Annotated in this window: 27 protein-coding genes; 16 read left to right on the top strand and 11 right to left on the bottom strand. The window is 72.2% G+C overall.

The annotated features are described in order from the left end of the window. Positions 1-79: 79 nt before the first annotated feature. The 4 genes from ACFOYY_RS39270 to ACFOYY_RS39255 all read left to right on the top strand — a co-directional run bounded on the left by ACFOYY_RS39270 (position 80) and on the right by ACFOYY_RS39255 (position 2824). Positions 80-1591: an FAD-dependent oxidoreductase gene (locus ACFOYY_RS39270; protein ID WP_386196359.1), complete on the top strand. Its 1512-nt coding sequence runs from the start codon at positions 80-82 to the stop codon at positions 1589-1591. A 117-nt stretch (positions 1592-1708) separates the two neighbouring features. Next, positions 1709-2059, top strand: coding sequence for an ArsR/SmtB family transcription factor (locus tag ACFOYY_RS39265; protein ID WP_386196357.1), 351 nt, complete (start codon positions 1709-1711; stop codon positions 2057-2059). Continuing rightward, positions 2056-2202 carry a hypothetical protein gene (locus ACFOYY_RS39260; protein WP_352013330.1) on the top strand — a complete coding sequence of 49 codons (147 nt, stop codon included), beginning with the start codon at positions 2056-2058 and terminating at the stop codon, positions 2200-2202. Before ACFOYY_RS39265 ends, ACFOYY_RS39260 begins: the two co-directional genes overlap by 4 nt. 34 nt (positions 2203-2236) lie before the next feature. Beyond that, positions 2237-2824 (top strand): MarR family winged helix-turn-helix transcriptional regulator, encoded by a 588-nt coding sequence (locus ACFOYY_RS39255; protein WP_352013329.1) that lies wholly within the window; start codon positions 2237-2239, stop codon positions 2822-2824. A gap of 125 nt (positions 2825-2949) precedes the next feature. On the opposite strand, the gene ACFOYY_RS39250 is transcribed toward ACFOYY_RS39255, so the two are convergent. Beyond that, positions 2950-4407: a S41 family peptidase gene (locus ACFOYY_RS39250; RefSeq protein WP_352013328.1), complete on the bottom strand. Its 1458-nt coding sequence runs from the start codon at positions 4405-4407 to the stop codon at positions 2950-2952. A gap of 167 nt (positions 4408-4574) precedes the next feature. On the opposite strand from ACFOYY_RS39250, the gene ACFOYY_RS39245 reads away from it, so the two are divergent. Further along, positions 4575-5807, top strand: a complete 1233-nt coding sequence (locus tag ACFOYY_RS39245; protein ID WP_352013327.1) for a sensor histidine kinase — start codon at positions 4575-4577, stop codon at positions 5805-5807. Beyond that, entirely contained in the window at positions 5804-6505 is a 702-nt protein-coding gene (locus tag ACFOYY_RS39240; RefSeq protein WP_386196353.1) for a response regulator, read from the top strand. Before ACFOYY_RS39245 ends, ACFOYY_RS39240 begins: the two co-directional genes overlap by 4 nt. A 117-nt stretch (positions 6506-6622) precedes the next feature. Here the strand turns inward: ACFOYY_RS39240 and ACFOYY_RS39235 are convergent, their stop codons facing one another. Beyond that, on the bottom strand, positions 6623-7438 hold the full coding sequence (locus ACFOYY_RS39235) for an alpha/beta fold hydrolase (protein ID WP_352013325.1): 816 nt from the start codon (positions 7436-7438) through the stop codon (positions 6623-6625). A 112-nt stretch (positions 7439-7550) separates the two neighbouring features. Between ACFOYY_RS39235 and ACFOYY_RS39230 the strand changes: the two genes are divergently transcribed. Next, on the top strand, positions 7551-7982 hold the full coding sequence (locus ACFOYY_RS39230; protein WP_352013324.1) for a MarR family winged helix-turn-helix transcriptional regulator: 432 nt from the start codon (positions 7551-7553) through the stop codon (positions 7980-7982). Positions 7983-8126: 144 nt separating this feature from the next. Here the strand turns inward: ACFOYY_RS39230 and ACFOYY_RS39225 are convergent, their stop codons facing one another. Beyond that, the gene (locus tag ACFOYY_RS39225; RefSeq protein ID WP_386196350.1) at positions 8127-9221 is read right to left on the bottom strand and encodes a hypothetical protein; all 1095 of its coding nucleotides are present in this window, start codon (positions 9219-9221) and stop codon (positions 8127-8129) included. A gap of 282 nt (positions 9222-9503) precedes the next feature. On the opposite strand from ACFOYY_RS39225, the gene ACFOYY_RS39220 reads away from it, so the two are divergent. The 3 genes from ACFOYY_RS39220 to ACFOYY_RS39210 all read left to right on the top strand — a co-directional run bounded on the left by ACFOYY_RS39220 (position 9504) and on the right by ACFOYY_RS39210 (position 13395). Continuing rightward, entirely contained in the window at positions 9504-11453 is a 1950-nt protein-coding gene (locus ACFOYY_RS39220; RefSeq protein ID WP_352013322.1) for a Xaa-Pro dipeptidyl-peptidase, read from the top strand. Positions 11454-11555: 102 nt separating this feature from the next. Beyond that, on the top strand, positions 11556-12149 hold the full coding sequence (locus ACFOYY_RS39215) for a TetR/AcrR family transcriptional regulator (protein ID WP_352013321.1): 594 nt from the start codon (positions 11556-11558) through the stop codon (positions 12147-12149). 55 nt (positions 12150-12204) lie between these two features. Next, positions 12205-13395 (top strand): MFS transporter, encoded by a 1191-nt coding sequence (locus tag ACFOYY_RS39210; RefSeq protein ID WP_386196347.1) that lies wholly within the window; start codon positions 12205-12207, stop codon positions 13393-13395. A gap of 108 nt (positions 13396-13503) precedes the next feature. Here ACFOYY_RS39210 and ACFOYY_RS39205 read toward each other — a convergent pair whose 3' ends face one another. The 3 genes from ACFOYY_RS39205 to ACFOYY_RS39195 all read right to left on the bottom strand — a co-directional run bounded on the left by ACFOYY_RS39205 (position 13504) and on the right by ACFOYY_RS39195 (position 16108). Further along, positions 13504-14361 (bottom strand): polysaccharide deacetylase family protein, encoded by an 858-nt coding sequence (locus tag ACFOYY_RS39205; protein ID WP_386196345.1) that lies wholly within the window; start codon positions 14359-14361, stop codon positions 13504-13506. 87 nt (positions 14362-14448) lie between these two features. Next, positions 14449-15597 (bottom strand): NAD(P)/FAD-dependent oxidoreductase, encoded by a 1149-nt coding sequence (locus ACFOYY_RS39200; protein WP_352013318.1) that lies wholly within the window; start codon positions 15595-15597, stop codon positions 14449-14451. 133 nt (positions 15598-15730) lie between these two features. Continuing rightward, positions 15731-16108 (bottom strand): hypothetical protein, encoded by a 378-nt coding sequence (locus tag ACFOYY_RS39195; RefSeq protein ID WP_386196343.1) that lies wholly within the window; start codon positions 16106-16108, stop codon positions 15731-15733. Positions 16109-16684: 576 nt separating this feature from the next. Here ACFOYY_RS39195 and ACFOYY_RS39190 point away from each other — a divergent pair. From ACFOYY_RS39190 to ACFOYY_RS39170, 5 genes are all read left to right on the top strand, one after another. Beyond that, the gene (locus ACFOYY_RS39190; RefSeq protein ID WP_352013316.1) at positions 16685-16966 is read left to right on the top strand and encodes a metal-sensitive transcriptional regulator; all 282 of its coding nucleotides are present in this window, start codon (positions 16685-16687) and stop codon (positions 16964-16966) included. A 35-nt stretch (positions 16967-17001) separates the two neighbouring features. Beyond that, positions 17002-17214: a heavy-metal-associated domain-containing protein gene (locus ACFOYY_RS39185; protein ID WP_352013315.1), complete on the top strand. Its 213-nt coding sequence runs from the start codon at positions 17002-17004 to the stop codon at positions 17212-17214. Further along, complete coding sequence (locus ACFOYY_RS39180; protein WP_386196341.1) at positions 17211-18143, top strand: hypothetical protein; 933 nt, start codon at positions 17211-17213, stop codon at positions 18141-18143. Before ACFOYY_RS39185 ends, ACFOYY_RS39180 begins: the two co-directional genes overlap by 4 nt. 36 nt (positions 18144-18179) lie before the next feature. After that, the gene (locus ACFOYY_RS39175; RefSeq protein WP_352013313.1) at positions 18180-20444 is read left to right on the top strand and encodes a heavy metal translocating P-type ATPase; all 2265 of its coding nucleotides are present in this window, start codon (positions 18180-18182) and stop codon (positions 20442-20444) included. A 71-nt stretch (positions 20445-20515) separates the two neighbouring features. Further along, entirely contained in the window at positions 20516-21355 is an 840-nt protein-coding gene (locus ACFOYY_RS39170) for an LLM class F420-dependent oxidoreductase (RefSeq protein ID WP_362911875.1), read from the top strand. A gap of 94 nt (positions 21356-21449) precedes the next feature. Here ACFOYY_RS39170 and ACFOYY_RS39165 read toward each other — a convergent pair whose 3' ends face one another. Beyond that, on the bottom strand, positions 21450-21722 hold the full coding sequence (locus ACFOYY_RS39165; protein WP_352013311.1) for a GlsB/YeaQ/YmgE family stress response membrane protein: 273 nt from the start codon (positions 21720-21722) through the stop codon (positions 21450-21452). Between the two features lie 202 nt (positions 21723-21924). Between ACFOYY_RS39165 and ACFOYY_RS39160 the strand changes: the two genes are divergently transcribed. After that, a complete protein-coding gene (locus ACFOYY_RS39160; protein WP_352013310.1) occupies positions 21925-22392 on the top strand; it encodes a MarR family winged helix-turn-helix transcriptional regulator in 468 nt (155 codons plus the stop codon). A 21-nt stretch (positions 22393-22413) separates the two neighbouring features. On the opposite strand, the gene ACFOYY_RS39155 is transcribed toward ACFOYY_RS39160, so the two are convergent. From ACFOYY_RS39155 to purB, 4 genes are all read right to left on the bottom strand, one after another. Beyond that, positions 22414-23043, bottom strand: coding sequence for a LysE family translocator (locus tag ACFOYY_RS39155; RefSeq protein WP_352013309.1), 630 nt, complete (start codon positions 23041-23043; stop codon positions 22414-22416). 42 nt (positions 23044-23085) lie between these two features. After that, the gene (locus ACFOYY_RS39150) at positions 23086-23745 is read right to left on the bottom strand and encodes a LysE family translocator (RefSeq protein WP_386196337.1); all 660 of its coding nucleotides are present in this window, start codon (positions 23743-23745) and stop codon (positions 23086-23088) included. Positions 23746-23811: 66 nt separating this feature from the next. Further along, positions 23812-24552: a GNAT family N-acetyltransferase gene (locus ACFOYY_RS39145; RefSeq protein WP_352013307.1), complete on the bottom strand. Its 741-nt coding sequence runs from the start codon at positions 24550-24552 to the stop codon at positions 23812-23814. 43 nt (positions 24553-24595) lie between these two features. Further along, the gene (gene purB, locus ACFOYY_RS39140) at positions 24596-26026 is read right to left on the bottom strand and encodes an adenylosuccinate lyase (protein WP_386196335.1); all 1431 of its coding nucleotides are present in this window, start codon (positions 26024-26026) and stop codon (positions 24596-24598) included. Positions 26027-26131 lie beyond the last annotated feature (105 nt).

Raw genomic sequence — 26131 nt, 5'->3', positions numbered from 1 at the left:
GCTTCGAGCTTCACGGAGCACGGTCCCGGCCCGTCGAGCCCCGGCCGATCCGGAAACTCGCGACTGGAGGAGAACCGACATGCGCGACGTGGTGATCGTGGGGGCCGGGCCGGTCGGCCTGTTCCTCGCCGGTGAACTCGCCCTGGCCGACTGCTCGGTCCTGGTACTGGAGAAGAACCCACAGGCCGCCTCGCCGTACTGGGCGCTCCCGCTGGGGATGCGGGGCCTGAACGCCGGGTCCGTCGAGGCGTTCCACCGCCGAGGGATGCTCACCGCCCTCCTGGACGCCTCACGCGTCGACGCGCGGCAGGTCGGCGCGCGCGAGGTGTCCGCCCCGCGCGACGTGAGCCATTTCGCGGGCCTGCGTCTGGACGCCGCCGACGTCGATACCGGTGCCCTCCCGCCCCGGCTGCCCGGCCCCGCGTCGGAAGGGATCATGACCAGTCTCGAAGCGGTCACCGGCGTCCTGGAGGAGCGGGCGGTCGCGCTCGGCGCGCGGATCGTGCGCGACGCCCCGCTCGAGGCCGTCGACCAGGACGGTGACGGCGTCCTGGCCCGGGCCGGCGGGCGTGAGTACCGGGCGCGCCGGCTCGTGGGATGCGACGGCGGACGCAGCGCGGTGCGCCGCCTGGCGGGCTTCGACTTCGTCGGCACCGAGCCGCTGTTCACCGGCTACGTCGCCCACGTCACCTTCGAGGACCCGGACAAGCTGCGCCCGGGTTTCAACTCGACGCCGACCGGCATGTACCTGCGCACACCCTTCGAAGGGCACCTGGGCATGATGGACTTCGACGGCGGCGCCTTCGACCGCTCCCGGCCGCTGACCCGCGACCACCTCCAGACGGTCCTGCGCCGCGTCTCCGGCACCGACGTGACGATCGACGAGGTCCACCTCGCCTCCAGTTTCACCGACCGCGCCATGCAGACCAGCGGCTACCGCAACGGCCGCGTCCTGCTCGCCGGTGACGCCGCCCACATCCACTCCCCGCTCGGCGGCCAAGGACTCAACCTCGGCATCGGCGACGCCATGAACCTCGGCTGGAAGCTCGCCGCCACCCTCCACGGCACCGCCCCCGAGAACCTGCTCGACACCTACACCGCCGAACGCCACCCCGTCGGCGCCGCCGTCCTCGACTGGTCGCGCGCCCAGGTCGCCACGATGAACCCCGGCCCCAACACCCCTGCCCTGCGCCGGCTCGTCCACGACCTGCTGCGCACCGCCGACGGCACCACCCATGTCTTCCGCGCCACCTCCGGGCTCGCCCACCGTTACGACCTGGGCGGCGACCAGCGGGTCGTCGGCTTCACCGCCCCGGACTTCCGCTTCCGCGACGGCACCCACCTTGGAGACCTGCTGCGTGAAGGCCAGGGCGTCGCCGTCGACCTCACCGCCGCGCAGAGCCTGCGGGAGACCACGGCCGGCTGGCAGGGCCGCGTCCGCCACGCCCCCGGCCCGGTCGCCGACGACCTCGGACTCGGCGCCCTGCTGATCCGGCCCGACGGCGTCGTGGCCTGGGCCGAGGGCCCCGACCCCGACCCCGAGGCGTTCCGGCGCGCCGCCACCCGCTGGTTCGGCGCCCCCACCGCCTGAGCGGCACGCGCCGGCACCCGTACCGGTCCGCCGCCTCCACGACGAGGCCCGGTGTCCCGTTGCCCCGGCCTCCTCCCCCGGATTCACACATTCCGATATAGGCATATGATGATGATCATGGCACGAGCAGCGACGACGTCGGACGTCTTCAACGCGATCGCCGAACCGCAGCGCCGGGAGATCCTGGCGCTGCTGCGGGCGGGCGAGCGGCCGGTGACCGAGCTGGCCCAGGAGCTGGGGATGACCCAGCCGCAGGCGTCCAAACACCTGCGGGTGCTCCGGGAGGTCGGGCTGGTGCGGGATCGCAGGGCGGGCAAACAGCGCCTGTACGGCCTCGACGCCCGGGGGCTGCGGCCGGTCCACGAGTGGACCGGCCGGTTCGAACGGTTCTGGAACGAGAGCTTCGACCGGCTGGACGCCTATGTGCAGGACCTCAAGCAGGCAATTCAGGAAGGAGACAACCGATGAGCGAGACGGGGCGGGGAGCGCCGGAGCGGTCCGCCACGGCCGACCGCGAGATTGTGATCTCCCGGGTCATCGACGCCCCCGGGAGCTGGTGTTCGAGGCGGAGCAACCAGGGCAGCCGGTTCACCGCAGGTCAAACAATCTGACATCCAAATGTAACGGGCCGAATATGATTCCCCCATGAGTCAAGGCAGCGCACGCAGGGACGACGGCGGCCGCGGGGACGCCGTGGACGCCGCCCTCGCCCAGTGGCGGCACGAGCGCCCCGACCTGGACCTGGCCGCGATGGGCATCTTCGGCAGGCTCACCCGGCTTTCCCGCCTCATCGTCCCCGCGGTCGAGGAGGCCTCCGCCCGATACGGCATGCGCCGCGGGGAGTTCGACGTGCTCGCCTCACTGAGACGCTCCGGCCCGCCGTACACGCTGACCCCCTCCGAGCTCTCCTCGGCGCTGATGATCTCGCGGGCCGGTATGACCAACCGGCTCGACCGGCTCGAACAGGCGGGGCTGATCGAGCGCACCCTCGCCCCCGACGACCGCAGGAGCGTGCGGGTCACCCTCACCCCAAAGGGTCGTGAGACCGCGGACGCCGCGCTCACCGAGCACGTGGCCAGCCTCACCCTGCTGCTGTCCGGGCTCACCGCCGAGGAGCGCAGGGTCCTCGACCGGACCATGCGCGTCCTGCTGCGCAGCGTCGGCAGGTCCGCCGCACGGGGCCGGGCCGCCAGGAGCCGTCAGACCGGTCCCGGGCCCCGTCCCCGCACGTGAGACGGTGAAACCGTTCCAGGGCTGACGGTCACCCCCGGTGGCGCCGTGTCGAAGCGTCCCGCGCGGCGAGGCCGTCCGCCGTGGACGCGAACCGACGACTGGACTCCCCCGGACCAGGGTCGGGGCTACCGTCGCCGCTGGTTCACCAGATAGGAGAGGGCCTTGGCGAAGGCGGTGTCGTGGTCGCCGTTCAGCTCCTCATCGCTGAGAACGCCGGGAACGGACAGGTGCGGCGGGATACCGGTCACGTCGAAGGAGGTCCCGTCCCGGGTCAGGAAACGCTCGTTGGGCAGCGCGAAGCTCCACCCGTTGGGCAGCCTCCGCCACAGGAAGTCGGAGAAGGCCCCCTGGGTGCTCTCCCCGATCCGCTCAGGCCGGGGTGTTCGTCCCGTCATGGCCTGGGTGAAGGTCTCGCCCGCGCTGATGGTCAGGCCACCGGTGAGCACGGCGATGGGTCCCGTGTACACCGGCGCGGTCGCCGGCCGTACCGGCACCTTGCGGGGGCGGGTGAACCGGAGTGGGTCGTCCGGGGTGTTACGGGCCTGCTTGGCGTAGGCCGGGTACGGTCTGCCGGTGAGCCTGGAGGCGAGCCGCAGGCCGAGCGCGTCGTAGCCGCCCAGGTTGACCCGGACGTCGATGATGAGGCCGCGTAGCCGGTCGGGACCCGAGGTGCGGGACGCGGTGAAGATCTCGTCGAGTGCCCGGTCCAGCTCGGCCGCGTTGGGTTCGAAGCCACCGTCGGCGTAGCCGTCGAACGCGCTCAGCCGCAGGTAGCCCAGCCCGTCCGGGAGGTCGGCGTACCCGATCACGCCCCGCCCCCACCGCTTCAGGGGTCCGCGGGTGTCGTTTTTCTCGACGAACTCCTGGACCCGTCTGTCGAAGGCCACGAAGGCCGGTATTCCGTCCAGCCGCCTGGTGCCCGGCCGCAGCGGCCTGGCGAACCGCCTGTCTCCCGCGAGGAGGGCGGTGTGCGCGTCGCCGAGTTCCCTGAGGATGTCACGCAGCACGGCGAACAGTTCCTCGTCCCCGGTGCTCGGGCTGATCCTGGATCGGTACCGGTCCCGGACGGCTCGCCAGTCGACGCCCTTGACGGCGAAGAACGGGTAGTTCTCGGCGAAGGTCGTCCAGAAGACGTCGAACACCTTCACCGGATTACCGGGCGTGGGGGTGGAGCAGGCCCCGGGCAGGCGGGGCAGCCTCCGCAACTCGATGGCGCCGACGCTTCCCGAATACCGAAGCCGCGCCCTGCCGGGCCCCCGCGTCCGGACGGTGATCCCCCGGCCGCCTTCCCGTGCCGTGAAGGACGCCGAACCGCCCGTCCCCGCCGTCTGTTCCGCCGAAAGCACTCCTGGCAGGCAGCTGATCGCCGTCGTGTCGAAGGTGGTGAGCCGTCCCCGGCCGATGCTGAAGATCGTGCCGTAGCCGTCGGCCCGCCAGAGCCCGTCCAGCGGCCCCCGCCCCGCGGAGGCGGCGCCGGCGGCCGGTGCCGCGACCTGTCCCGCTACGGCGATACCCAGGGCGGCCAGTACGGCGGCCGGCCGGCGGGATGTCCTTCCGCGCTTCGTGTCCCTGTCGTCGTTCACGGGACCCGACGCTAGGCGGCGGCCCCGGCGGGGCACGTCACACCACGGAGCCGTCCGGACCCGTCATACCTTGGAGCCACCCGGCCCGCGGGTCATACCCGGGTGGGAGGCCTGAGGTCGGCTGTGAGAAGGAGCTCTTCGCGAAGGCCGAGGACTACCGTGATGGCATGTCGCGCGCCTTCGCCCCGGCCGGAGCCACGGTCCTGCCCACGCTCCGGTTCGCGAGAGTACGAGCCGTCGCGCCCTGGGCGATCACCTGCTTCATGTTCGTGATGAACGTGGGGATGCTCGCCACCGTCTACGACGCCCCGGTCGCGCTGACGGTGCCGCTCGCCGCAGCCTGCGCGGCTCCGGTGATGATCTGCGGGCACCGGCCGGTGGCCGCCTGGCTGATGATCTACATCGGGATGCTGGTCACGCCGCCGTTGGTCTCGCCGCCGCCGGTGAGCAACCCGTGGCCATGGCCTCCGATGCCGGTGGTCGCCTACCTGGTCGTGCTGTTCGCGCTGGCTCGGCACCGGCCGCGACGGACGCTGGCGGCCGTCTGGGCGCTTTCCCTCCTCGGCGCCCTGGTGGACGTCTCCCTGGTGCCCGTGTCGTCCACGAACCCGGCCGTGGTGCTGCAGCTCGTGGCGGCCATCGTGCCGGTGCCGCTGTTCGCCGGCGACAATCTGCGCTGGCGCCGCCTGGCACAGGCGCGTGTCGCCGAGCAGGAGCAGGTCAGTGCGGCCGAGCGGGCCCGGCGCGAACTGCTGGAGGAGCGGACCAGAATCGCCAGGGAGATGCACGACGTGGTCGCGCACCACATGTCGGTGATCGCCGTACAGGCCTCCAGCGCGGCGCGCAGGCTCGGCGGGGTGCCCGCCGACGCCGAGCGGGAGTTCGACTCCATCGGGGCGGCGGCCCGGCAGTCGCTGGCCGAGATGCGGCGTCTGCTGGGCGTGCTGCGCAGCGACGACGCGACACCGCGGCGCTCCCCGTTGCCGGGCCTCGGCCAGATGGACGCACTGGTGGAGAGCGCCAGGCGGGCCGGAGTCCCCGTCGAGCTGACGGTGACGGGCCTGCCCGCGCGCATGCGGCCGGAAACGGAGCTGCCGGTCTACCGGATCGTGCAGGAGGCGCTCAGTAACGTGATCCGGCACGCGCCGGGCTCCGCCACGACCGTGGCGGTCACCGGGAACGGGACCGGGCTGCGGGCCGTGGTGGAGAACGCGCCGCCCGCGGGTGCGGGACGCGCCCTCGCCGAGCCCGCGGGCACCGGCCACGGGCTGGCCGGGATGCGGGAACGTGCCGCCGTGGTGGGCGGGGTCCTGCTGACCGGGCCGACGCCCCGGGGCGGGTTCCGGGTCGAGCTGACGCTGCCCCTGGTGCGGGCCGAGCACGAGGAGGGGCGCCCGTGACGATCCGGGTGCTCGTCGCCGACGACCACGCGATGGTCCGGGCGGGTTTCGGCGCGCTGCTGGCCGCCGAGCGAGACATCGAGGTCGTCGGCGGCGCGGCCGACGGCGAGCGGGCGGTGGCCGAGACAAGGCGGCTGCGGCCCGACGTCGTCCTCATGGACGTCCGCATGCCCGGGATGGACGGCCTGCGGGCGGCCCGGCTGCTCCTGGCGCCGCCCGGCGGGGAGTACAGGCCGCGTGTGCTGATGCTCACCACCTTCGACCTGGACGACTACGTGTACGAGGCGCTGCGCGCGGGCGCCAGCGGGTTCCTGCTGAAGGAGGCTCCGCCCGCGGACCTGGTCTCGGCCGTACGGGTGGTGGCGGCCGGGGACGCCCTGCTCGCCCCCTCGGTGACCCGGCGCCTCATCGAGGAGATCGCCCGGTGCAGGCCCGCGCTGCCCGGCGCCGCGCCCCGGGTTCGGTCACTGACCGAACGGGAGTCGGAGGTGCTCCTCCACATCGCCCGAGGCCTGTCCAACACCGAGATCGCCGAGGCCCTCGTCGTCGCCGAGCAGACCGTCAAGACGCACATCAGCCGCATCCTGGCCAAACTCGATCTGCGGGACCGTGCCCAGGCGATCGTCTTCGCCTACGAGAGCGGCCTCGTCGTGCCCCGTTCCGGCCTTCCCGGCCGGACGGGCGGTCGTACGGCCTGATGGCCGCCGCCGAGAACGAGGACGGTCGGAGGCATCCGCTCACGGCGCGTCCTGCTCATCGGTTCTCGCGGTCGCCCGAGCCCGCGATGCCGGGCCGGCGCCGTGCGGAGAAGGGTGTCAGGGCTGGAGGATCCGCCGGAGCAGGGTGGCGTAGCCGCGGGGGTGCGCGGTGTTGCCGTTGTGCCCGCCGGGGAAGCGGACGACCTGGGTGCCGAGGAGGGCGGCCAGCGCCTCGGCGCACCGGTAGTCGAAGACGTGGTGCGGGGTGGTGGCTCCGACGGCCGGGACGATCCGGGTCCGGGTGTGGGCGATGCGGGCGACCGGGAGGGTGTCGGTGATGACGGCCGAGAAGTCGTGCCGGATGAAGTAGTCGAAGTTGGCGATCCGGTTCGGTGTCATCGGCTGCGGGGTGAGGCCGGGCTCGGCGTCGGGGTTGGCCGGGTCGATGCCCAGGACGTCGGCGATGGCCTTGAACGCGGCGGTCAGGCCCTCGCGCTCGTAGAGCGCCTGGACCTCGGCCAGTTCGCGCTCGTGCCGGGCCCGCCGGTCGTCTGGGAGCAGACGGGGCGCGACCGGCTCGTGGGCGACGAGTGTGCCGATCTGATCCGGGTGCCTGACCGCCACGTGCAGGCCGATGACCGCGCCCAGGCTGCAGCCGAGCATCCGGACGGGCTGGTCGGTGAGCTCGGCGAGCAGCCGGTGCACGTCGTCGGCGTGCTCGGCCATCGTCGCGCCGCGCGCCGGTTCGTCGAGCGCGCTACGGGACAGACCACGCCGATCATAGGTCACCACGGTGAAATCGCCGGCGAGGTGCTCCACCAGGTCGACGGTGCGGTCGGCGTCGCCCTCGCCGCTTTGCGAGATCAGCAGCATCGGGCCGGTTCCACGCACCTGGTAGTGCAGGGTGGCGCCGGGAACACGCAGCTCGCTCATGTGAGGGGTCCTTTCGGATGGTTCGTATGGCTTGTTCGCCAGGAGTCGACCATAAAGCATCAACCTTGATACATCAAAATTGATGCATCAAGGTTGATGTATCGTCTACCGGGTGAATGGAATCGAGCTGTTCGTGCTGGGCCGTACCTTGATGAAGCTCGGTGAGCGGGCGCTTCCGGCCGAGGGGGTCGGCGACCACGCGGCGAGCACCCGTACGGTCTTGATCGTGGTCAACGACCTGCGGGACCACCCGGGTAGCGCGGTGGGTGAGATCGCCGTCCGCACCGGCCTGCCGCAGAGCGCCGTCTCGGCCGCGGTCGCCCGGCTGCGCGAGGCGGGAGCGGTCGTCACCGAGCCCGACCCGCGCGACCGCCGCCGTTCCCTGGTCCACCCACGTGTGTCGGAGCGCGTCCAGGAGGTGCGCGCCGTCTCCGTCGACGCCACCCTCGCCGAGGTCCTCCCCGACGACACCGCCCTGGCCGAAGTGCGTTCAGCCCTGGAGACCCTGGCCCGCCATCTCACCCCCCGGGGCCCTGACAGGTGACCCTGGCCGAGGAGCCGCGTCTCGCCCGCCCGTACGGCCGAGCGGAGCCGGTTCGGTGCCGCGCCGTGCCGGCGGGCCGGACGTCGGGGTTGTTCACCGGGCGGGGAGCTCCCGCCTCCTCACCGGCCGCGTCAGCGGTGCGGCTCAGAACCGGTTCCTGAGGCGGTCGAGGACGTTCGGCCTCCGGAGGCCGTGCTGCCCCGGCGGGCGCTCAGGAGAGAGCGGCCGCAGCGTGGGCCAGCGATCGAGCATGCGGTCGCGCATCGTCGCCGTGAGGTCGCCGACACCGGCCAGGGCGGTGTCCGCGGTGACCTCACCGACGACGCCGAGGCGGTGGAGCAGCCGTTGCCGGGCGGTGGCCGTACCCCAGGTCCAGTCGTCCTTGACGAGCGCGGCCAGGTGGTCGGTCCCGTCACGGCGGGCCCGTTCGACGAGTGCGTCTCCCCGCAGCAACCACCCGACGCACGCGTCGGCCAGGTCGCCCCGGGGCCCGGTGCCCGTGGTGGTGTTCCAGGCGGCGTGATAGGCCTCCTCGGCGCGACGCAGCAGCGGCCCGGGCAGGGCGGTGGCGCACCAGCAGGTCGGGAAGGCGACGCGCAGATAGGCCAGTTCGACCAGGCCGTTCCCCAGGGCGGCCTGCTCGAAGTCGACGAAACGCGTTCCGCCGCCGGTGTACAGGTCATTACCTGGACAGGGGTCTCCGTGCAGCAGGGCGTGGCCCCTCTCCCTCCCCAGCCGGTCGAGCACGCCGTCGAGCTCCGCCCTGACGGTCGGCGCGACCGCGACGCCGAGCCGAGCAGCCAGCCGGAAGAAGGCGTCCAGGACGTCGGGGCCGGGCGGGGACCAGCGTGGCAGCGCCCCGGCGTCACCGGCGTCCGTCGTCGCGTGCAACCGGGCCAGCGCGGTCGCGTAGCCGACCGCCCAGTCGGCGGGCGGTTCACCGGAGTCGAGCCACTCCATGACCATGATCCGGTGGCCGGGGTCGGCGCCGAACAGTACGGGTACCAGGGGCGGATCGGCCCGTGCGGCCAGCCGCAGCGCGGTCACCTCGCGGCGGAAGCGCTCGTCGGCGTCCGCACCGCCGACGATCCGCTTGATCACCACGGCGGTCCCGCCCATGTCGGCGCGCCACACCCGTGAGCGCGGGCTGCTGACCAGGCGGCGCGGCCGGGTCACGGGGCCGTGGTGGGAGACCGCGTCACCGGCCAGGGAGGCGATCGTCCCGCGTACGATCTTCATTCCGCGAGGATACGTTCCCTCGGGACGCGCCGCCCGGCCCGATGACCGTGGCGTCCCCCGCGGGAAACGCCTCGGCGACGGCGTCACGACCGGCTCCATGCGGGCTTCCCGGCCCGCCACGGGGCGGGCCGGTGTCACCCGGTGTGCACGGCCGTACGGCCGGCGGATACGACATGTCACGCACCAGAACCAGGGTGATGTCAAAGCCGTAAAGGAATCTTGTTAACCGACCCGGCGCCACCGATATTGCGGATGTCTCTCTCGACCCCCCGGAGGCTCCGCGTGCCACAGGCAGTGCCACAGTTACGAGCAGTCCTCATCGCCCTGGCGGTGGTCGCGGCGGGCGTCACGCCCGCCAACGCGGCCCCGACCGTCCCCACCGGCACCTCTCCCGCCATCACCGTCGAGCGGGGGCGGAGCCAGCCGGTCTTCTCCTACGCCGACGCCGTCCGCGAGCACGTCTACGTCGAGTCGGGTGCCGACAGCGACGCCGACGGCCGCCCCGACCGCATCCGCGTCGACATCATCAGGCCGAGGGAGTCGGGCCCGAGGCTCAAGGTCCCGGTGATCATCGACGAGAGCCCGTACTACGACAACGCGGGCCGGGGCAACGAGGGCGAGCGGAAGGTCTACGACGCCGCCGGAAATATCACGAAATTCCCCCTCTTCTATGACAACTACTTCGTCCCACGTGGCTACGCCGTCCTCAACGTCGACATGAACGGAACCACCAGGTCCGACGGCTGCCCCGACGGCGGCGGCCGGGCCGACGTGCTGGGCGGCAAGGCCGTGGTGGACTGGCTGAACGGCCGCGCCGTCGCCCGCCGGGAGGACGGCACCCCCGTCGCCGCGGACTGGACCACCGGCAAGTCCGGGATGATCGGCAAGTCCTACGACGGCACACTGGCCAACGCCGTCGCGGCGACCGGGGTCCGGGGGCTGGAGACCATCGTCCCGATCTCGGCGATCAGCTCCTGGTACAGGTACCAGCGATCCAACGGGGTGGTCTACAACTACGACTACATGTCCTGGCTGGCCTCCTACGTCGACACCGACCCGGACGCCAAGTGCGCCGCGGCTCGGGCGCGGATGGACGCCGAGGACGGCGACGCGACCGGCGACTACAACCCCTTCTGGGCCGAGCGCGACTATCTCGCGGGCTCCCTCGCCGACGTCTCCAAGGTGCGCGCCAGCGTCTTCGCCGTGCACACCGTCAACGACCTCAACGTCAGGCCGGACAACTTCTCCACCTGGTGGCGGGCCCTCGCGGCGCGGAACGTGCCCCGCAAGATCTGGGTCGGGCAGTACCAGCACGTCGACCCCTTCGACTTCGCCGGGCGCCGTGACGTCTGGGTCGACACCCTGCACCAGTGGTTCGACCACTGGCTGCTCGGCGTGGACAACGGCGTCATGCGCCGTCCCCGCGCCGACGTGCAGGTCGGCGTCGATCGCTGGATCACCCAGCGTGACTGGCCGGAGCCGTTGTCCCTCAAGGTCCCCTTCCATCCGGCGGCCGACGGCTCGCTCGGCCTCGTCCCGGCGCGCAGGGGGCAGACGGCCTCCTTCACCGACCTGCGCCAGTCCGAGGAGACGATGGTCGCCGACGTCGGCACCGGGGCACCGGGCAGGGTGGCCTTCACCACCGGGAGCCTGCCCCTGGACCTGCGCCTGTCCGGGACGCCCGTCGTCGACCTGCGGGTAGCGCTCGACCGGCCGACCTCGAACCTGACCGCGCTCCTGGTCGACTTCGGGGAGGACACCCGGGTCGACTGGCGCCGTGGCCAGGGCGTCTCCACCCTTCCCGAGGAGAGTTGCCACGGCGAGAGCACGGCCGCCGACGACGCCTGCTACCGGAAGGTCGCCACCAACCTGGCCACCCGCCCGCTGGAGATCGTCGCCCGCGGCTGGATCGACGTGCAGAACCGCGACTCCCTCAGCGCGCCCACTCCCCTGCCGCCCGGCACGTACGGCAGGGTCCGCTGGGAGACCCTGCCGCAGGAGTACACCTTCAAGAAGGGCCACCGGCTGGGCTTCGTGATCGCGGGCACGGACGCCACCTACAGCTCGGAGAGCCCGACCGGGGCGGTTGTCACCGTCGACCTGGCCAGGAGCAAGGTGGTGCTCCCGCTGGCGATCGGCGCGCTGCACATCGGTGACGTGCCCAAGGAACTGGGCCCCTGGCGCGGCCCCGGCAGGGTGACCCTGCCGGTTCCCGAGCCGAACTTCTCCTGACCCTCCGGGGAGGGGCGCTCGCCGCCCCTCCCCTGACCGGCACGAACGGGGACACCCCACCCCATATTGCACCGACCGATGCAAAACGGGTAGCGTGCTCTCATGGCGAGGCCGAGATCATTCGACGAGGACCGGGTCCTGGACACCGCGATGCGCACGTTCTGGGCGAACGGCTACGAGTCGACCTCGACCAGAGACCTGTGCGAAGCGCTCGGCCTGGACCGCAGCAGCGTGTACAACGCCTTCGTCAACAAGCGTGAGCTGTTCAAGCGCGCGCTGACCCGTTACATGGACGCCACCACCGCCGACCAGCTGCGGATTCTCGACAGTCACGAACTGCCGGCGATCGAGCGGATCCGCGCGCTGTTCGCCGGGATCCTCAGGACGGAGGCGGAGAACCGGCGCGACGGCCACGGCCTCGGCTGCCTGACCGTCAACACCACGATGGAGCTCGCAGGCCGCGACCCGGAGATCGCCCTGATGCTCGGCCGCGACACCGAACGGCGGATCGCCGACCTGAGCGCCGTCATCGAGAGCGGGCAGCGCGCGGGCGACATCGGCTCCACCCGCGACCCCGCCGAACTCGCCAGGTTCGTCAACGCCGTGATCGCCGGGATCCGGGTGGCCGCCCAGGGGGGCGCCGACGACGCCACCGTCGCGGCCATCGCGGCCACGGCCATGGACGCCCTGGCCTGACCCCTGCCTTTTCACGCCCAAGTTCTACACCGATCGGTGCAAAAAGGAGCTCCCCTTGCCCAGAGCCGTCTACGTCCTGGCCATCGGCATCTTCGCCATGGTGACCAGCGAGTTCGCCGTCGGAGGCCTGATGCCCGAGATGGCGGGCGGACTCGGCGTGACCATCTCCCAGATCGGCTATCTGATCACCGCCTTCGCGGTGGCCATGTCGGTCGGCGGACCGCTGATGACCGTCGCACTGGTACGGATACGCCCGAAACCCGCGCTCATACTGCTGTTCGCCGTCTTTCTGGCGGGCAACGTGCTCGCGGCCGTCGCGCCCTCCTACCCGATCATGATCGTCGCGCGTGTCGTCACCGGTGTCGCCTCCCAGGCCTTCTTCGGGGTCGCCATCTCGGTCGCGGTCCGGCTGAGCCGCCCGGAGGTGCGCGGCCGTGCCCTCGCCGTCGTCCTGAACGGGTTGATGCTCGGCACCCTGCTCGGGCTGCCGCTGTCCACGCTGATCGGCGGGCGGCTCGGCTGGCGCGCCGCCTTCTGGGCCGTCGGCGCCCTGACCGTCGTCGCCGCGCTCGCCACGACGGCGGGCGTCCCCAGACTCGGGCGTGCCGACGGTGGCGGTCTCAGGCGGGAGATGGCGGTCTTCAGGAACGGCCGGCTGTGGCTGGCGCTGTCGACCAGCACCCTCATCATCGGCGCGACCTTCGCCGCCTTCAGCTATCTCAGCCCGATCCTCACCCAGGTCACCGGGTTCGCCTCGGAGACCGTTCCCCTCCTGCTCGTCGCGTACGGCGCGGCCACCGTGGCCGGCAATCACGTCGTCGGGCGCCTGGCCGACAGGCACACCGTCGGCGTCCTGCTGTCCGGGCTGGTTCTCAACACGGTCTTCCTGGCCGGGTTCGCGGCGTTCGCCCACCTCAGCGTTCCCGCGGTGATCGCCATGCTGGGCGTCGGGCTGGTCGGAGTGACCATGAACCCGGCGATGGCCGTACGCGTCCAGCGGGTGGGCAACCCTGGGCCGCTGGTCAACACCATCCACGCCTCCTTCATCACCCTCGGGGTGATCATCGGCTCCTCGGCCGGTGGGCTGGTCATCGACGGCTTCGGGCTGCGCGCCCCCCTCTGGCTGGGCGCCGGGCTGGCCGTGCTCGGGGTGGTGTCCCTCCTGCCCGAGCTCGGCCGTACCAGGGGGCGGTCACCGGCGGAGAGCCTCGCCCAGGAGCGCGCCGGAGCCGCCGCCACCTGCTGACACGCCGTCCAGGCCGGACCGGGAGAACGGCCCCCTTCAGACTCGGGCGCCACGGACGTTCCAGCACGACGCCGCACGGTTCGCCCGGCCTTCGGGGGCCGTCCGGGATCAGCAGACGCCGAGGTCGGCCCACACCCACCAGGCGTTGGCCGGGTCCTCAAGCCGGGTCCACCACCGGGCCTGGTAGATGTGCCCCTTGCGGGAGACCCTGTCGCCCTGGCTGTAGCTGTCACGGCCACGCCAGACGGGCGAGGTGCACGCGGGCGGGTACGGCCCGCCGGTGGTCGCGGGCAGCTCGAACCCCCAGCCGGCCTGCTGCCACTGCGGGATCAGCTGCCCGTAGGCGGCCACGGTCGCCGAGCGGTCGCCACCGCCGTCGTGGGAGAGCGAGACAGCCGTCGGGTAGATCTGCGAGCTCAGCCGCTGGACGAGCACGTCCGCCGGGGAACCGTCCCAGTCGGAGGGGTCCATCGTCCAGGCCAGGGCCGACATGCCGAGGGAGGCCGCGACCTGCGGCGAGGCACCCCAGGCGGCGTAGGGGGCCCTGAAGTACCTGATGGGCAGGTTGGGGTCGCCCGCCGCCGTGCGGATCGCGTCGTTGGTCGCGGTCAGGTCGGCGCGGATCGCCTCGGGGGTCCAGCCGGCGAGCGAGTCGTGGTTGACGGTGTGGTTGCAGACGGCGTGGCCGTCGGCGACGATGCGGCGCACCAGCTCGGGGTGCGCCTTGACCTGGTTTCCGAGCAGGCAGAAGGTGGCGCGGATCTGCCTGCTCCGCAGCAGGTCGAGGACCTTGGGGGTCCAGTCGGGAGAGGGGCCGTCGTCGAAGGTGAGGGCGACGACCTTGCCGCCGTTACGGGTGGCGTAGACGATGTCGCCGGTCGGCCCGTCCGCCAGGGCGGGGGTGGCGGTGGCCGTCGCCGCCGTTAACGCCACGATCATGCTCAGGACACGCGAACGCAGTCGCATAGGGGGCCTTTCGATGGGGGGAGGTCGAGGCGCCTTACTGGAAACCTTCTTTACCATAAGAGTGATCAAGGCAACAGTCCCGGAAGTTCAGGCTCCTCGTACGGCTTCGCCGAGCCAGCGGCGGGCCACGGCGAAGAGCAGGGAGGGCGGTACGGTCCCCGCCCCGAGCCCCACCTCGACCAGCAGGTCGAACACCTCCCGCCGCCGGGCGGCGACACCGATCGCGGCGTCGATGAACCGGGGGGAACGAGCGGCCAGGGCGAGCGCGTCGGTGGTCCTCAGATGCCGCCCGAGCGCCCTGCCCAGTTCTCCCCGGTACCGGGGCAGCGGGTCGTCCGGCGCCTGCGTCGCGGCCTCGCCCGCGAGCCTGCCCGACAGCAGGGCGTAGTAGATGCCCTCCCCGGTCAGCGGGTTGATCAGCCCGGCCGCGTCGCCGGCGAGCATCACCCTGCCCACCCCGGCCCCCGGCCTGCCCGGGGACAGGGGGAGGTGGTGGGCCCGCAGGTCGCGGGCGGGCAGGTGGGGCAGCAGTTCGGCGAGCCTGTCGTGCAGGACCCGGCGTCCGGGCAGGCCGGTCGCCCGCAGCCGGGGAAGCAGCATCCCGAAGCCGACGTTGGCGCTGCCGTCCCCGACGGGGAACGACCAGGCGTAGGCGGGCCATCCCTCCCCCTGCATGACGATGCGCTGGACGTCGTCGTCCAGGGGCACGTCCGCGTAACCGCGCACGGCGATCGCGGTGTGCCTGCCCGGGGAGGCCGGCATGCCGATGAGGCGCCGTACGACGGAGTTGGCCCCGTCGGCGCCGACGACGGCACGGGCCGTCACGGTGCCGTCGAGGACGACGTGCCCGTGCCGTACGGCCAGGGCGCGGACCCGGTGGCGCCGGACCTCCACGCCCCGTTCCCTGGCGGCCTCCACCAGGCGGGCGTCGAAGACCGCGCGGGGGACGACGTGGTTCGGTCTGGCGACCGTGGCGTCGACCCGCGCTCCCCCGGGCGAGACGATCGACAGGCGTCGCGTCGGCCGATGGTCGGCGATCAGGTCCGGCAGGCCCAGCAGGGCGAGTTCGTCGTGCCCGTGGGCGGCGATGCCGTCGCCGCACGCCTTGTCGCGGGGGAAGTCGGCCTTGTCGAGCAGCAGCACCCGGGCGTCAGGACGGAGTTGCCTGGCCCGCAGGGCGGCGGCGGATCCGGCAGGACCACCGCCGACGACCACAAGATCCCATATGTCGTCCACGCCGATGAGCCTCCCACCGTACGGCCCGGCGAAAACCCCTCGGCGCCTCCCTCCCGGCCCGGAAACCGGCCGCCGGGAAACCCGCGGCCGGTCATCGGAATTCCATTGTTTCGGTTGGAATCGGCCTTTCACCTCATCGGTTTCTCACAGCATCGGAAAGGCGGCGAAGACCGTCTCCGGCGCCAAGAGGGAATTCTCCTTGACGCCGGAGACGCCCCCCGGAGAACGGATGGCGTACGGCCTGGAGGCCGTCCCCCTGCCCGGCGGGCGGCCGTGTGGCCTCGACCGACCGGAGGGACATCCGGGATGTGCGGAGAGTTCGGGCGGGATCAGCCGCCGCCACCTCCACCACCTCCACCTCCACCTCCACCTCCTCCGCCTCCTCCGCCGCCTCCGCCGCCTCCGCCGCCTCCGCCTCCGCCGCCGCCGCCTCCGCCGCCGCTATGGTTACCGCCGCCACCGCCTCCGCCACCGCCACCGCCTCCGCCGCCTCCGCCGCCGCCTCCGCCACCGCGGTGGCATCGGCCGTGACGGCAGGGCCGCAGGACGAGACTGCTCTGGGTGAGGTGCACGGAACCGGCCGACAGGGCCTGAGGCGCCGTCGAGGCGTTGGCGATCTCAGCCGGCATCGTCACGGGGGCGGCGAGAGCGGAAGCCACCATCGCACCGGCCGCGAGAATCTGCTTGACCATGAGTGATCACTCCATGTCGTGATGGATGCGCCCTGGTGGTCCCAGGTCGCCGGGAACACCGTTCAGGCATCTCAAAAAGACGCCGACACGGCGTGGACTTAAAGACCACGCTAATGAGAAAGACCTTGAAAGGGTCACCCCAGAGAGGCAAAGGCATCGATTCCGTGCCATTACTCCAAACAATGTAATAACAATGAGTAATGAACGCGCCACTCTCCGCGATCGACACGACGAGGGGCGCACACCTTGAGGGAGGCAACCCCGTGGGGGTATGTTATGGTCATTCCAGTACCCCCCCAGGGTATCAACCGGGAACCGGAATCCCGAGAGTCCGGAATACGGTAGGGGGGTACCGTGTTGTGAAGGGTGAAGCGACCACCGGAGAGGAGAGGGAGATGAGCGGCTACACCGCGAACAGGGAGGACCACCTCCGGCGGCTGCGCAGGATCGAGGGCCAGGTCCGCGGCCTGCAGCGGATGGTCGACGAGGACAAGTACTGCATCGACATCCTCACCCAGGTGTCCGCGGCCGACCACGCGCTGAGATCCTTCGCCCTGTCCCTGCTCGAGGAGCACATGGCCCACTGCGTGGCCGACGCGGCCGCCAAGGGCGGGGCCGAGGCCGACAGCAAGGTCAAGGAAGCCACCGACGCCATCGCGCGCCTGGTCAGGTCCTGACCGGGCACACGAGAGAAGAACGGAAAGAGAAGACGATGAGCACCACCACATACACCGTCAAGGGCATGACCTGCGGCCACTGCGTCAGCTCCGTCAAGGAGGAGGTCGGCGAGGTTCCCGGCGTCACCGGCGTCGAGGTGGACCTGGCGACCGGCCTGGTGACGGTGAGCGGACAGGGCCCGGTCAGCGACGACGCGGTCAGGGCCGCGGTGCGGACCGCCGGATACGAAGTGGTCGATCCCGCATGAACACCCCAGCCAGGCTGGGGGCCTACCTTCTCGGCCTCGCCGTTCTCTTCGGCGGAGCCCTCGGCGCGGGCAGGGCGGCGGACACCGCCGGCCTCACCCCCCAGGCCACACCCCACACGACCGCCTCACCCGCCTCCGGCGAGACGTCCGTACCGGAAGGACTTCAAGTGTCGAACAACGGCTACACCCTGACTCCGCGGACCACCACCGTCGAGCCCGGCCAGGAGACGGACTTCCGTTTCACCGTCACTGGCCCCGACGGCAGGCCCGTCACCGGATACCAGGTCCAGCACGACAAGAAGCTGCACTTCATCGTCGTCTCGCGCGACCTCGGCGGTTTCTGGCACCTGCATCCCCGGGAGGCCGGGGGCGGCGAGTGGTCGGTGCCGCTGACGCTGCCCGCCGCGGGCGCCTACCGGGCGTTCGCCGACTTCGCCCCCGAGGGCGGCGACGCGCTGACCCTGGGCGTCGACCTGCTGGCCCCCGGTGACTACAGGCCCGCGGCGCTGCCCGCGGCGAGCCGTACGACCACCGTGGACGGCTACACCGTCACTCTCGACGGCGACCTGACCCCCGGCGCGTTGAGCAAGCTCACCCTGAGCGTCGCCAAGGACGGCAGGCCCGTCACCGACCTGCAGCCCTACCTGGGCGCCTACGGCCACCTGGTCGCGCTGCGCGACGGGGACCTGGCCTACCTGCACGTTCACCCCGATGGGGAGCCCGGTGACGGCAGGACCGCCGCGGGCCCCGGGATCACCTTCTACACCGAGGTGCCCAGCCGTGGCGCCTACCGGCTCTTCCTAGACTTCCAGCACGGAGGGGTCGTGCGCACCGCGAGCTTCACCGTGCGCACCGGCCAGGCCGCCGCCCCGGCCTCGGGGACCGGCGAGCAGGCCGGACACGGCGGCCACGGAGGACACGCCCACTGACGAGGGCGCGAACCGAGAACCGAGAAAGGAGAGACGATGTCCCCCCTCACCGATGACAGGGCCCCGGCTTCCGGCGGCGCGGTCGAACTCTCGATCGGCGGCATGACGTGCGCTTCCTGCGCCAACCGCATCGAACGCAAGCTGAACAAGCTCGACGGCGTGACCGCGACGGTCAACTACGCGACCGAGAAGGCCAAGGTGACCTACTCCGGGGACATCAGTCCCGAGGACCTGGTCGCCGAAGTGGCCAAGGCGGGCTACACCGCCAAGCTGCCCGACCCGCCCGCCGCGCCGTCGGCGGGCGAGAGCCGGGACGAGGAGGCGGAGGCGGCCGAGGAGCTTCGGCCACTGCGTGACCGCCTGATCACCTCCGTGGCGCTCGCCGTACCGGTGATCGCGATGGCGATGGTCCCCGCGCTGCAGTTCCCGAACTGGCAGTGGCTCTCGCTCACGCTGACCGCGCCGGTCGTGGTCTACGCGGGCTGGCCCTTCCACCGGGCCGCCTGGACCAACCTGCGCCACGGCACGGCGACCATGGACACCCTGGTCTCCATCGGCACCCTGGCGGCCTTCGGCTGGTCGCTGTGGGCGCTGTTCTTCGGCAGCGCGGGCACCACCGGCATGACCCACCCGTTCGCGTTCACCATCGAGCGCACCGACGGGTCGGGCAACATCTACCTGGAGGCCGCGGCGGGGGTGACGGCGTTCATCCTCGCGGGCCGCTACTTCGAGGCCCGTTCCAAGCGCCGCGCCGGCGCCGCGCTCCGGGCCCTGCTCGAACTCGGCGCCAAGGACGTGGCCGTGCTGCGTGAGGGACGCGAGGTCCGTGTCCCCGCCGACCAGCTCGCCGTCGGCGACCTGTTCGTCGTACGACCCGGCGAGAAGATCGCCACCGACGGCGTGGTCGAGGACGGCTCCTCCGCGGTCGACGCCTCGATGCTGACCGGCGAGTCCGTCCCGGTCGAGGTGCGGCCCGGCGACGCGGTGACCGGCGCGACCGTCAACGCGGGCGGCCGGCTGCTGGTCCGCGCCACCCGTGTCGGCGCCGACACCCAGCTGGCCCGGATGGCCAAGCTCGTCGAGGAGGCCCAGACCGGCAAGGCGCAGGTGCAGCGCCTGGCCGACCGCGTCTCCGGGATCTTCGTGCCGATCGTGATCGCACTGGCCGTGGCCACGCTCGGCTTCTGGCTCGGCACCGGGGGCGGCGCCTCGGCCGCCTTCACCGCGGCGGTCGCGGTGCTGATCATCGCCTGCCCCTGCGCGCTCGGCCTGGCGACCCCGACCGCCCTGCTGGTCGGCACGGGACGCGGCGCCCAGCTCGGCATCCTGATCAGGGGCCCCGAGGTCCTGGAGTCGACCCGTACGGTCGACACCGTGGTGCTCGACAAGACCGGCACCGTCACCGAGGGCCGGATGACCCTCACCGACGTGCACCCGGCCGAGGGCGAGGACCGTGACGAAGTGCTGCGCCTGGCCGGAGCCCTCGAACACGCCTCCGAGCACCCCATCGCCAGGGCCGTCGCCCGCGCCGCCGCCGAACGGGTGGGCGAGCTGCCCACGCCCGAGGACTTCGCCAACGTCGAGGGACTCGGTGTCCAGGGTGTCGTGGACGGCCACGCCGTGGTCGTCGGCAGGCCCAGGCTGCTGGCCGACTGGGCTCAGCACCTGCCCGCCGAGCTGGAGCGGGCGGTGGAGGCGGCGCACGCCGCGGGCCGTACGGCCGTCGCGGTCGGCTGGGACGGCAGGGCCCGCGCGGTCCTCGTCGTGGCCGACACCGTCAAGCCGACCAGCGCCGAGGCGATCGAGCGGCTGCGCGGCCTCGGCCTGACCCCGGTGCTGCTGACCGGCGACAACGAGGCCGCGGCCCGCGCGGTCGCCGCCGAGGTCGGCATCGACGAGGTGATCGCCGAGGTGCTGCCCGAGGGCAAGGTCGAGGTGGTCAGGCGGCTGCAGGCCGAGGGCCGCTCGGTGGCCATGGTCGGCGACGGGGTCAACGACGCCGCCGCGCTCGCCCAGGCCGACCTGGGCCTGGCGATGGGCACCGGGACCGACGCGGCGATCGAGGCCGCCGACCTGACCCTGGTCAGGGGGGATCTCCGGGCCGCGGCCGAGGCGATCCGGCTGTCGCGCCGTACACTGGCGACGATCAAGGGGAACCTGTTCTGGGCGTTCGCCTATAACGTGGCCGCGCTGCCACTGGCCGCGCTCGGACTGCTCAACCCGATGATCGCCGGAGCCGCGATGGCGTTCTCCTCGGTGTTCGTGGTGAGCAACAGCCTCCGGCTCCGCCGCTTCAGATGAAGTTCCGATGACATCGGGGCGGGTGCGGCACAGCGGTGCCGTACCCGCCCTCCGTGGGAGACGGGGACGCCATGGAATCTGGTTTCGGATATTTCGCTACGCATGACGCGGTCCGCCCGGGTGTGCTGGCCCAGTTGGTCGAGCAACGGGGTCACGACGCCCTTCTCTTCACCGAGCACACCCACATCCAGGCCTGGGGGGAGCCTCCCGTGCCGCCGGAGGGCGGGACGCTGCCGCGCAAGTACGCGCACACCTACGACGCCCTGACCGCCTGTACGGCCGCGGGCGTGGTCACGACCCGGCTGCGGGTCGGGACGGGCGTCTGCCTGGTGCCGCAGCACCACCCGATCAGCCTGGCGAAGACCGTGGCGAGTGTGGACCACCTCACCGGCGGCCGGTTCGAGCTCGGCGTGGGGGCTGGCTGGAACGAACCCGAGATCCGCAACCACGGGGTCGACCCGGCGCGGCGTTTCGCGGTGATGAAGGAGAACATCGAGGCGATGCGCCGCATCTGGACCCAGGACGAGGCCGAGTACCACGGGGAGTTCGTCTCCTTCGACCCGATCCTCTCCTGGCCGAAGCCCGCGCAGCGCCCTCATCCCCCCGTGCTGGTCGGCGGCACCGGCCCCCGGGTGCTCGACCGGGTGCTCTCCTACGGCGACGGCTGGCTGCCGAACTACGCGCCGGACGTCCTGGACCGGGTGGGTGAGCTCCGGCGCAGGGCCGAGGACGCGGGACGGACGGTCGTGACGGTGGTCATGGCCGCGCCGGCCGACCCCGCCGTGCTGGAGGCGTGCGAGCGTGCGGGGGTCGCCCGGGTGATGGCCTGGCTGCCGTCCGCGGGCCTTGACCGCCTCCAGCGGGAGATGGACGCCTTCGAGGCGGCGCTGGCCAAGGCGCGCGGAGAGTGACGCGCCGGACCTCCTGAACACGCCGGACGGCCCCGGCCGGGTTCTCCCCGGCCGGGGCCGTTCCGCGTTCGCTCACAGGTCCGCGCGGGACCGGTCACCGCACGCCGCGCCTGCCGTACAGGCCCGCGGCCGCGATGACGCCGACGGCCGCCAGGGCGATCTGGATGAGCAGCTCGATCCAGTCGACCCCCCGGGTGCTCGCCACGCCCAGCGCACCGGCGATCGCGGTGCCGATGAGGGCCGCGACGATGCCGATCACGATGGTCAGCCAGATGGGGATGCCCTGCCGCCCCGGGACGACCAGCCGGCCCAGCGCGCCGATGATCGCTCCGATGACGATGGCGGTGATGATGCCGGTGACTGTCATGGTCCACACTCCCTCTTGCTTGGCTGCCATCCGTATGCCCTTGAAAGTGAGGACAACACATGAAAAATCACGACCTACGGTGGCGATCGTCCTGTCCGGCGGAACGGGCACCGGGGCGGGCCTCGGGTGACAGGGCCGGAGGGAGCTCCTAAGGTGGACAACGTAAACGTAGTTGTCGAATCGGCGAACCAGGTTACCGACCGTGCCCAGTGATCCTCCCGGCTTCGAGCTTCCGCTCAGGCTCCTGATCGGCTTCCGGATGCTCATCGACGACCTCCACGCCGAGCTGGCCCGCCGGGGGCACCCGGGCATGCGGCCGATGCACGGCTTCGTCATGCAGGCGATCGGCGTCGAGGGCACCACCGCCGTCGAGCTCGGCAGACGCCTGGGGATCACCAAGCAGGCCGCGGGCAAGACCGTCGCCACCCTGGAGCGGCTGGGCTACGTCGAGCGTGCCTGCGACCCCGGCGACGCCAGGCGCAAGATCGTACGGCTCACGCCCCACGGCCTGGAGAGCCTGGCGCTCTCGGCCCGCATCTTCGACGACCTGCGCGAGCGCTGGGCGCGAACGCTGGGACGGGAACGCATGGGGGCGTTCGAGGCGGATCTGCGCGCGCTCACCGCGGGCCAGGTGTTCCGGCTCGACGTGCCCGGCTGGTTCGGCGACTGACCCCGTCCCCGCGGCCGGTCCTCAGCGCGCCTCCGCGGCCAGGCGGATGCCGAAGCCGATGAACACCAGGCCGGTCAGCCGCTCGGTGAGGCGGCGCACCGACGGCCGGGAGAGCCCGCCGCGCAGGGCGTGCGCGGCCCAGACCACGAGCACGAACCACGCCGCGCCCAGCAGGCCGTGCACCGTGACCAGCAGCAGGGTCGTCGGAAGCACGGCCGCGTCGTGGGGGACGAACTGCGGCAGCAGCGTCATGTAGATGACCCCGACCTTGGGGTTGAGGAGGTTGGTCACGAACCCGGTCCGCATGACCTTCCACGCGCCGGTCACGGGTTCCCCCTCGGGTTGTTCCCGGCGCGTCGCGGAGCCGGAACGGCTCTTCCACAGCGCCCGCGCGCCGAGCCAGGTCAGGTAGACGGCGCCCGCGATCCTGACGGCGGTGTAGGCGAGGTCCGAGGTGGCCAGCAGCGCCGTCAGGCCGAGCGCGGTCGCGATCCCCCACACGTAGCAGCCGAGGATCACCCCTGCCCCCGCGAGCGACCCGGCCCCCCGGCCCGAGGCGATCGTCGTGCGCAGCACGATCACGGTGTCCGGGCCCGGGGAGACGGTGAGAACCAGTGCGACGGCGATGAAGGCGAGCACGGCGGTGAGCACGACAGCAGTGTCCCATATTCCCCGCTTCGCCCAAGATCGTCGCTACGGTACGGCGACCAGGGCACGCGAGCGGTCGGTCGCGACCCGCAGGGCGATCCCCACCAGGGCGGTGGCCATCAGATAGCGCTGCACCCGCGACCACAGCGGCCTGCCCGTCAGGAAGGAGGCGACGGACCCGGCGCCCAGGACGATCAGGGCGTTGACCGACAGGGAGACGACGACCTGCACGAGACCGAGGGTCAGGCCCTGGGCCGCGACGTCGCCGTGCGCGGGATCGAGGAACTGCGGAAGCAGCGACACGTACATCACCGCGATCTTGGGGTTGAGCAGGCTGGTGACCAGCCCCATCGAGAACAGCCTGCCCGGCGGGTCGAAACGCGTCTCGCCGGGGGTGAAGACGGAGCCGCCCCCGGGGCGCACCGCCTTCCAGGCCAGCCACAGCAGATAGGCCGCACCCGCGAGCTTGATCGCGGTGTAGACGGCGGGCACGACCGCGAAGAGCACCGCGATCCCCGCCGCGGTGGCGGCCAGGTAGACCAGGAACCCGGCGGCGACACCCGCCAGGGAGATCATGCCCGCCCCCCGGCCCTGCGTCACCGACCGTGAGATCAGGTAGAGCATGTTGGGGCCGGGGGTGAGGACCATTCCGAGGGAGATCACCGCGACGGCGGCGAGGGAGCTGAGCGATACCGTCAATGTCATGACCGCATCCTGTCCTGCGCCCCTTCCCGCGGAGAACGGCCAATTCCACGAAGTGGCCCGGTCGCCTCAGCCGGCGGAGAACGGCGCCAGGGCCGCGACCGGGCGCAGGCGCATGCCGAGCCGCTCGTAGACGCCGATCGCGGCGCGGTTGTCGGTGTCCACGACCAGCGCGACCCTGCCGTGCGCGGCGATCAGCGACCGGAAGACGAAGGCGCACACCCGCCGCCCGTATCCCCTGCCGCGCAGCGCGGAGACGGTCGCCACCCCGGCGACGAACCCCACCTCCGGGCAGGACCAGGCGTCGGCGGCCGTGGCGACCAGGCTCCCGTCCGCCGCGCGCACCCCCGCCCAGCGGCGGATCCCCGGCAGCCCCGGTACGGCCCACGCCGCGGGGGCCGCCTCGGCCAGCAGGGCGGCGACCTCCGCGTCCCTCTCCTCAAGCCATCCGGTCTCCTCCTCCCCGGAGTCCTGCGGTGAGGGCGGGGTCGCGGTCTCCATCCACTCGAACGGCCGGACCGGGCCCGAGCCGGGCAACAGGCCCACCAGTTCCCCGGCCAGGTCCCGTTCCGCCATGACCCGGTAGGAGGGGGCCAGTTCCGGCAGCACCCGCCGTACGAGAACGGCGACCTGACCGGCGGGGCCCCGGACGGTGAGCCGGTCGCGGCGGTTGAGGTCGGGGCTGGCGACCGCGACCGCCTCCCCGTGCGCCCACGCCCGGATCCCGGGGCGCATTCCCTGCGCCGCCCACATGACGATCGTGTCGTCCTGGCAGGCGGCGGCCACGTCCTCGGCGGAGGTCAACTCCATGGGGGGCTCCAGAAAGGTCCAGAAAAATCCGGAAAGGGTAGAGCTACAGGATCGCGCCCGGGGTGTAGGCGGCCGCGGCCGGGTGGCGGGCGACGACCTCCTCGATCCTGACCACGACCGTCGCGACCTGGTCGGCGGCGGCGCCGGTGAAGGACAGCCGCTCCTGGAGCAGCTCCCGCAGCTCGGCCTGGCCGAGAGGGAAGCGCTCGTCGGCGGCCAGGCGCTCAAGCAGCTCGTTGCCCACGCCGCGCTCGCGCATCGCCAGCGCGGAGGCGACCGCGTGCTCCTTGATCACCTCGTGGGCGCTCTCCCTGCCCATCCCGGCGCGCACCGCGGCCATCAGCATCTTGGTCGTGGCCAGGAACGGCAGGTAGCGGTCCAGCTCGGCGGCGATGACCGCGGGGAAGGCCCCGAACTCCCCGAGCACGGTCAGCATCGTCTCGACCAGCCCGTCGAAGGCGAAGAAGGCGTCGGGCAGGGCGACCCGCCGTACCACCGAGCAGGAGACGTCGCCCTCGTTCCACTGGTCGCCGGCCAGCTCGCCCGTCATGGAGGCGTAGCCCCGCAGCACCACGGTCAGCCCGTTGACCCGCTCGCAGGAGCGGGTGTTCATCTTGTGCGGCATGGCCGAGGAGCCGACCTGCCCCTCGGCGAAGCCCTCGGTGACGAGCTCGTGACCGGCCATCAGCCGGATGGTCTTGGCCAGGGAGGAGGGGGCGGCGGCCAGCTGCACCAGCGCCGTGACGACCTCGTAGTCCAGCGACCGGGGGTAGACCTGCCCGACGCTGGTCAGCCGGTTCGCGAAGCCCAGGTGCCCGGCGACGTGGTCCTCAAGGGCGGTCAGCTTCGCCCGGTCGCCGCCGAGCAGGTCGAGCATGTCCTGCGCGGTGCCGACCGGCCCCTTGACGCCGCGCAGCGGGTAACGGGCGATGAGCTCCTCAAGCCGGGCCAGGGCGACCAGCAGCTCGTCGGCGGCCGAGGCGAACCGCTTGCCCAGGGTGGTGGACTGCGCGGCCACGTTGTGCGAGCGCCCGGCCATCACGGTGCCGGAGTGCTCGGCGGCCAGCGTGCCCAGACGGGCCAGCAGCGCCACGCACCGGTCGCGCACCAGCAGGAGGCTGTCGCGGATCTGCAGCTGTTCGACGTTCTCGGTGAGGTCGCGCGAGGTCATGCCCTTGTGCACGTGCTCGTGCCCGGCCAGCGCGTTGAACTCCTCGATGCGGGCCTTGACGTCGTGGCGGGTGACCCGTTCGCGCTCCGCGATGGAGGCCAGGTCGACCTGCTCGACGACCTTCTCGTAGTCGGCGACGGCCTCCTCGGGCACCGCGATCCCCAGCCGGGCCTGCGCGGCGAGCACCGCCAGCCACAGGCGGCGCTCGGCCACCACCTTGTACTCGGGGGACCACAGGCGGGCCAGCTCCGCCGAGGCGTAGCGGGCGGCCAGAACGTTGGGGATGCGAGGCTTGGCAGTCACGTTGCCTCAGTCTATTGCCGCCCGCGTTCCGGACCCGCCAGGGGGTAGGCGCGCCGCCGCCCGCCGTCCCCCTCCTGCGGGGTACGGCGGGCGGCGGATGGTGAG

The sequence above is a fragment of the Streptosporangium jomthongense genome (assembly GCF_042650425.1).
In the GTDB taxonomy this organism is placed as follows: Bacteria; Actinomycetota; Actinomycetes; order Streptosporangiales; family Streptosporangiaceae; genus Streptosporangium.
Note: the sequence above shows the minus strand (reverse complement) of the source record. Positions and strands in the feature narration are given on the sequence as shown.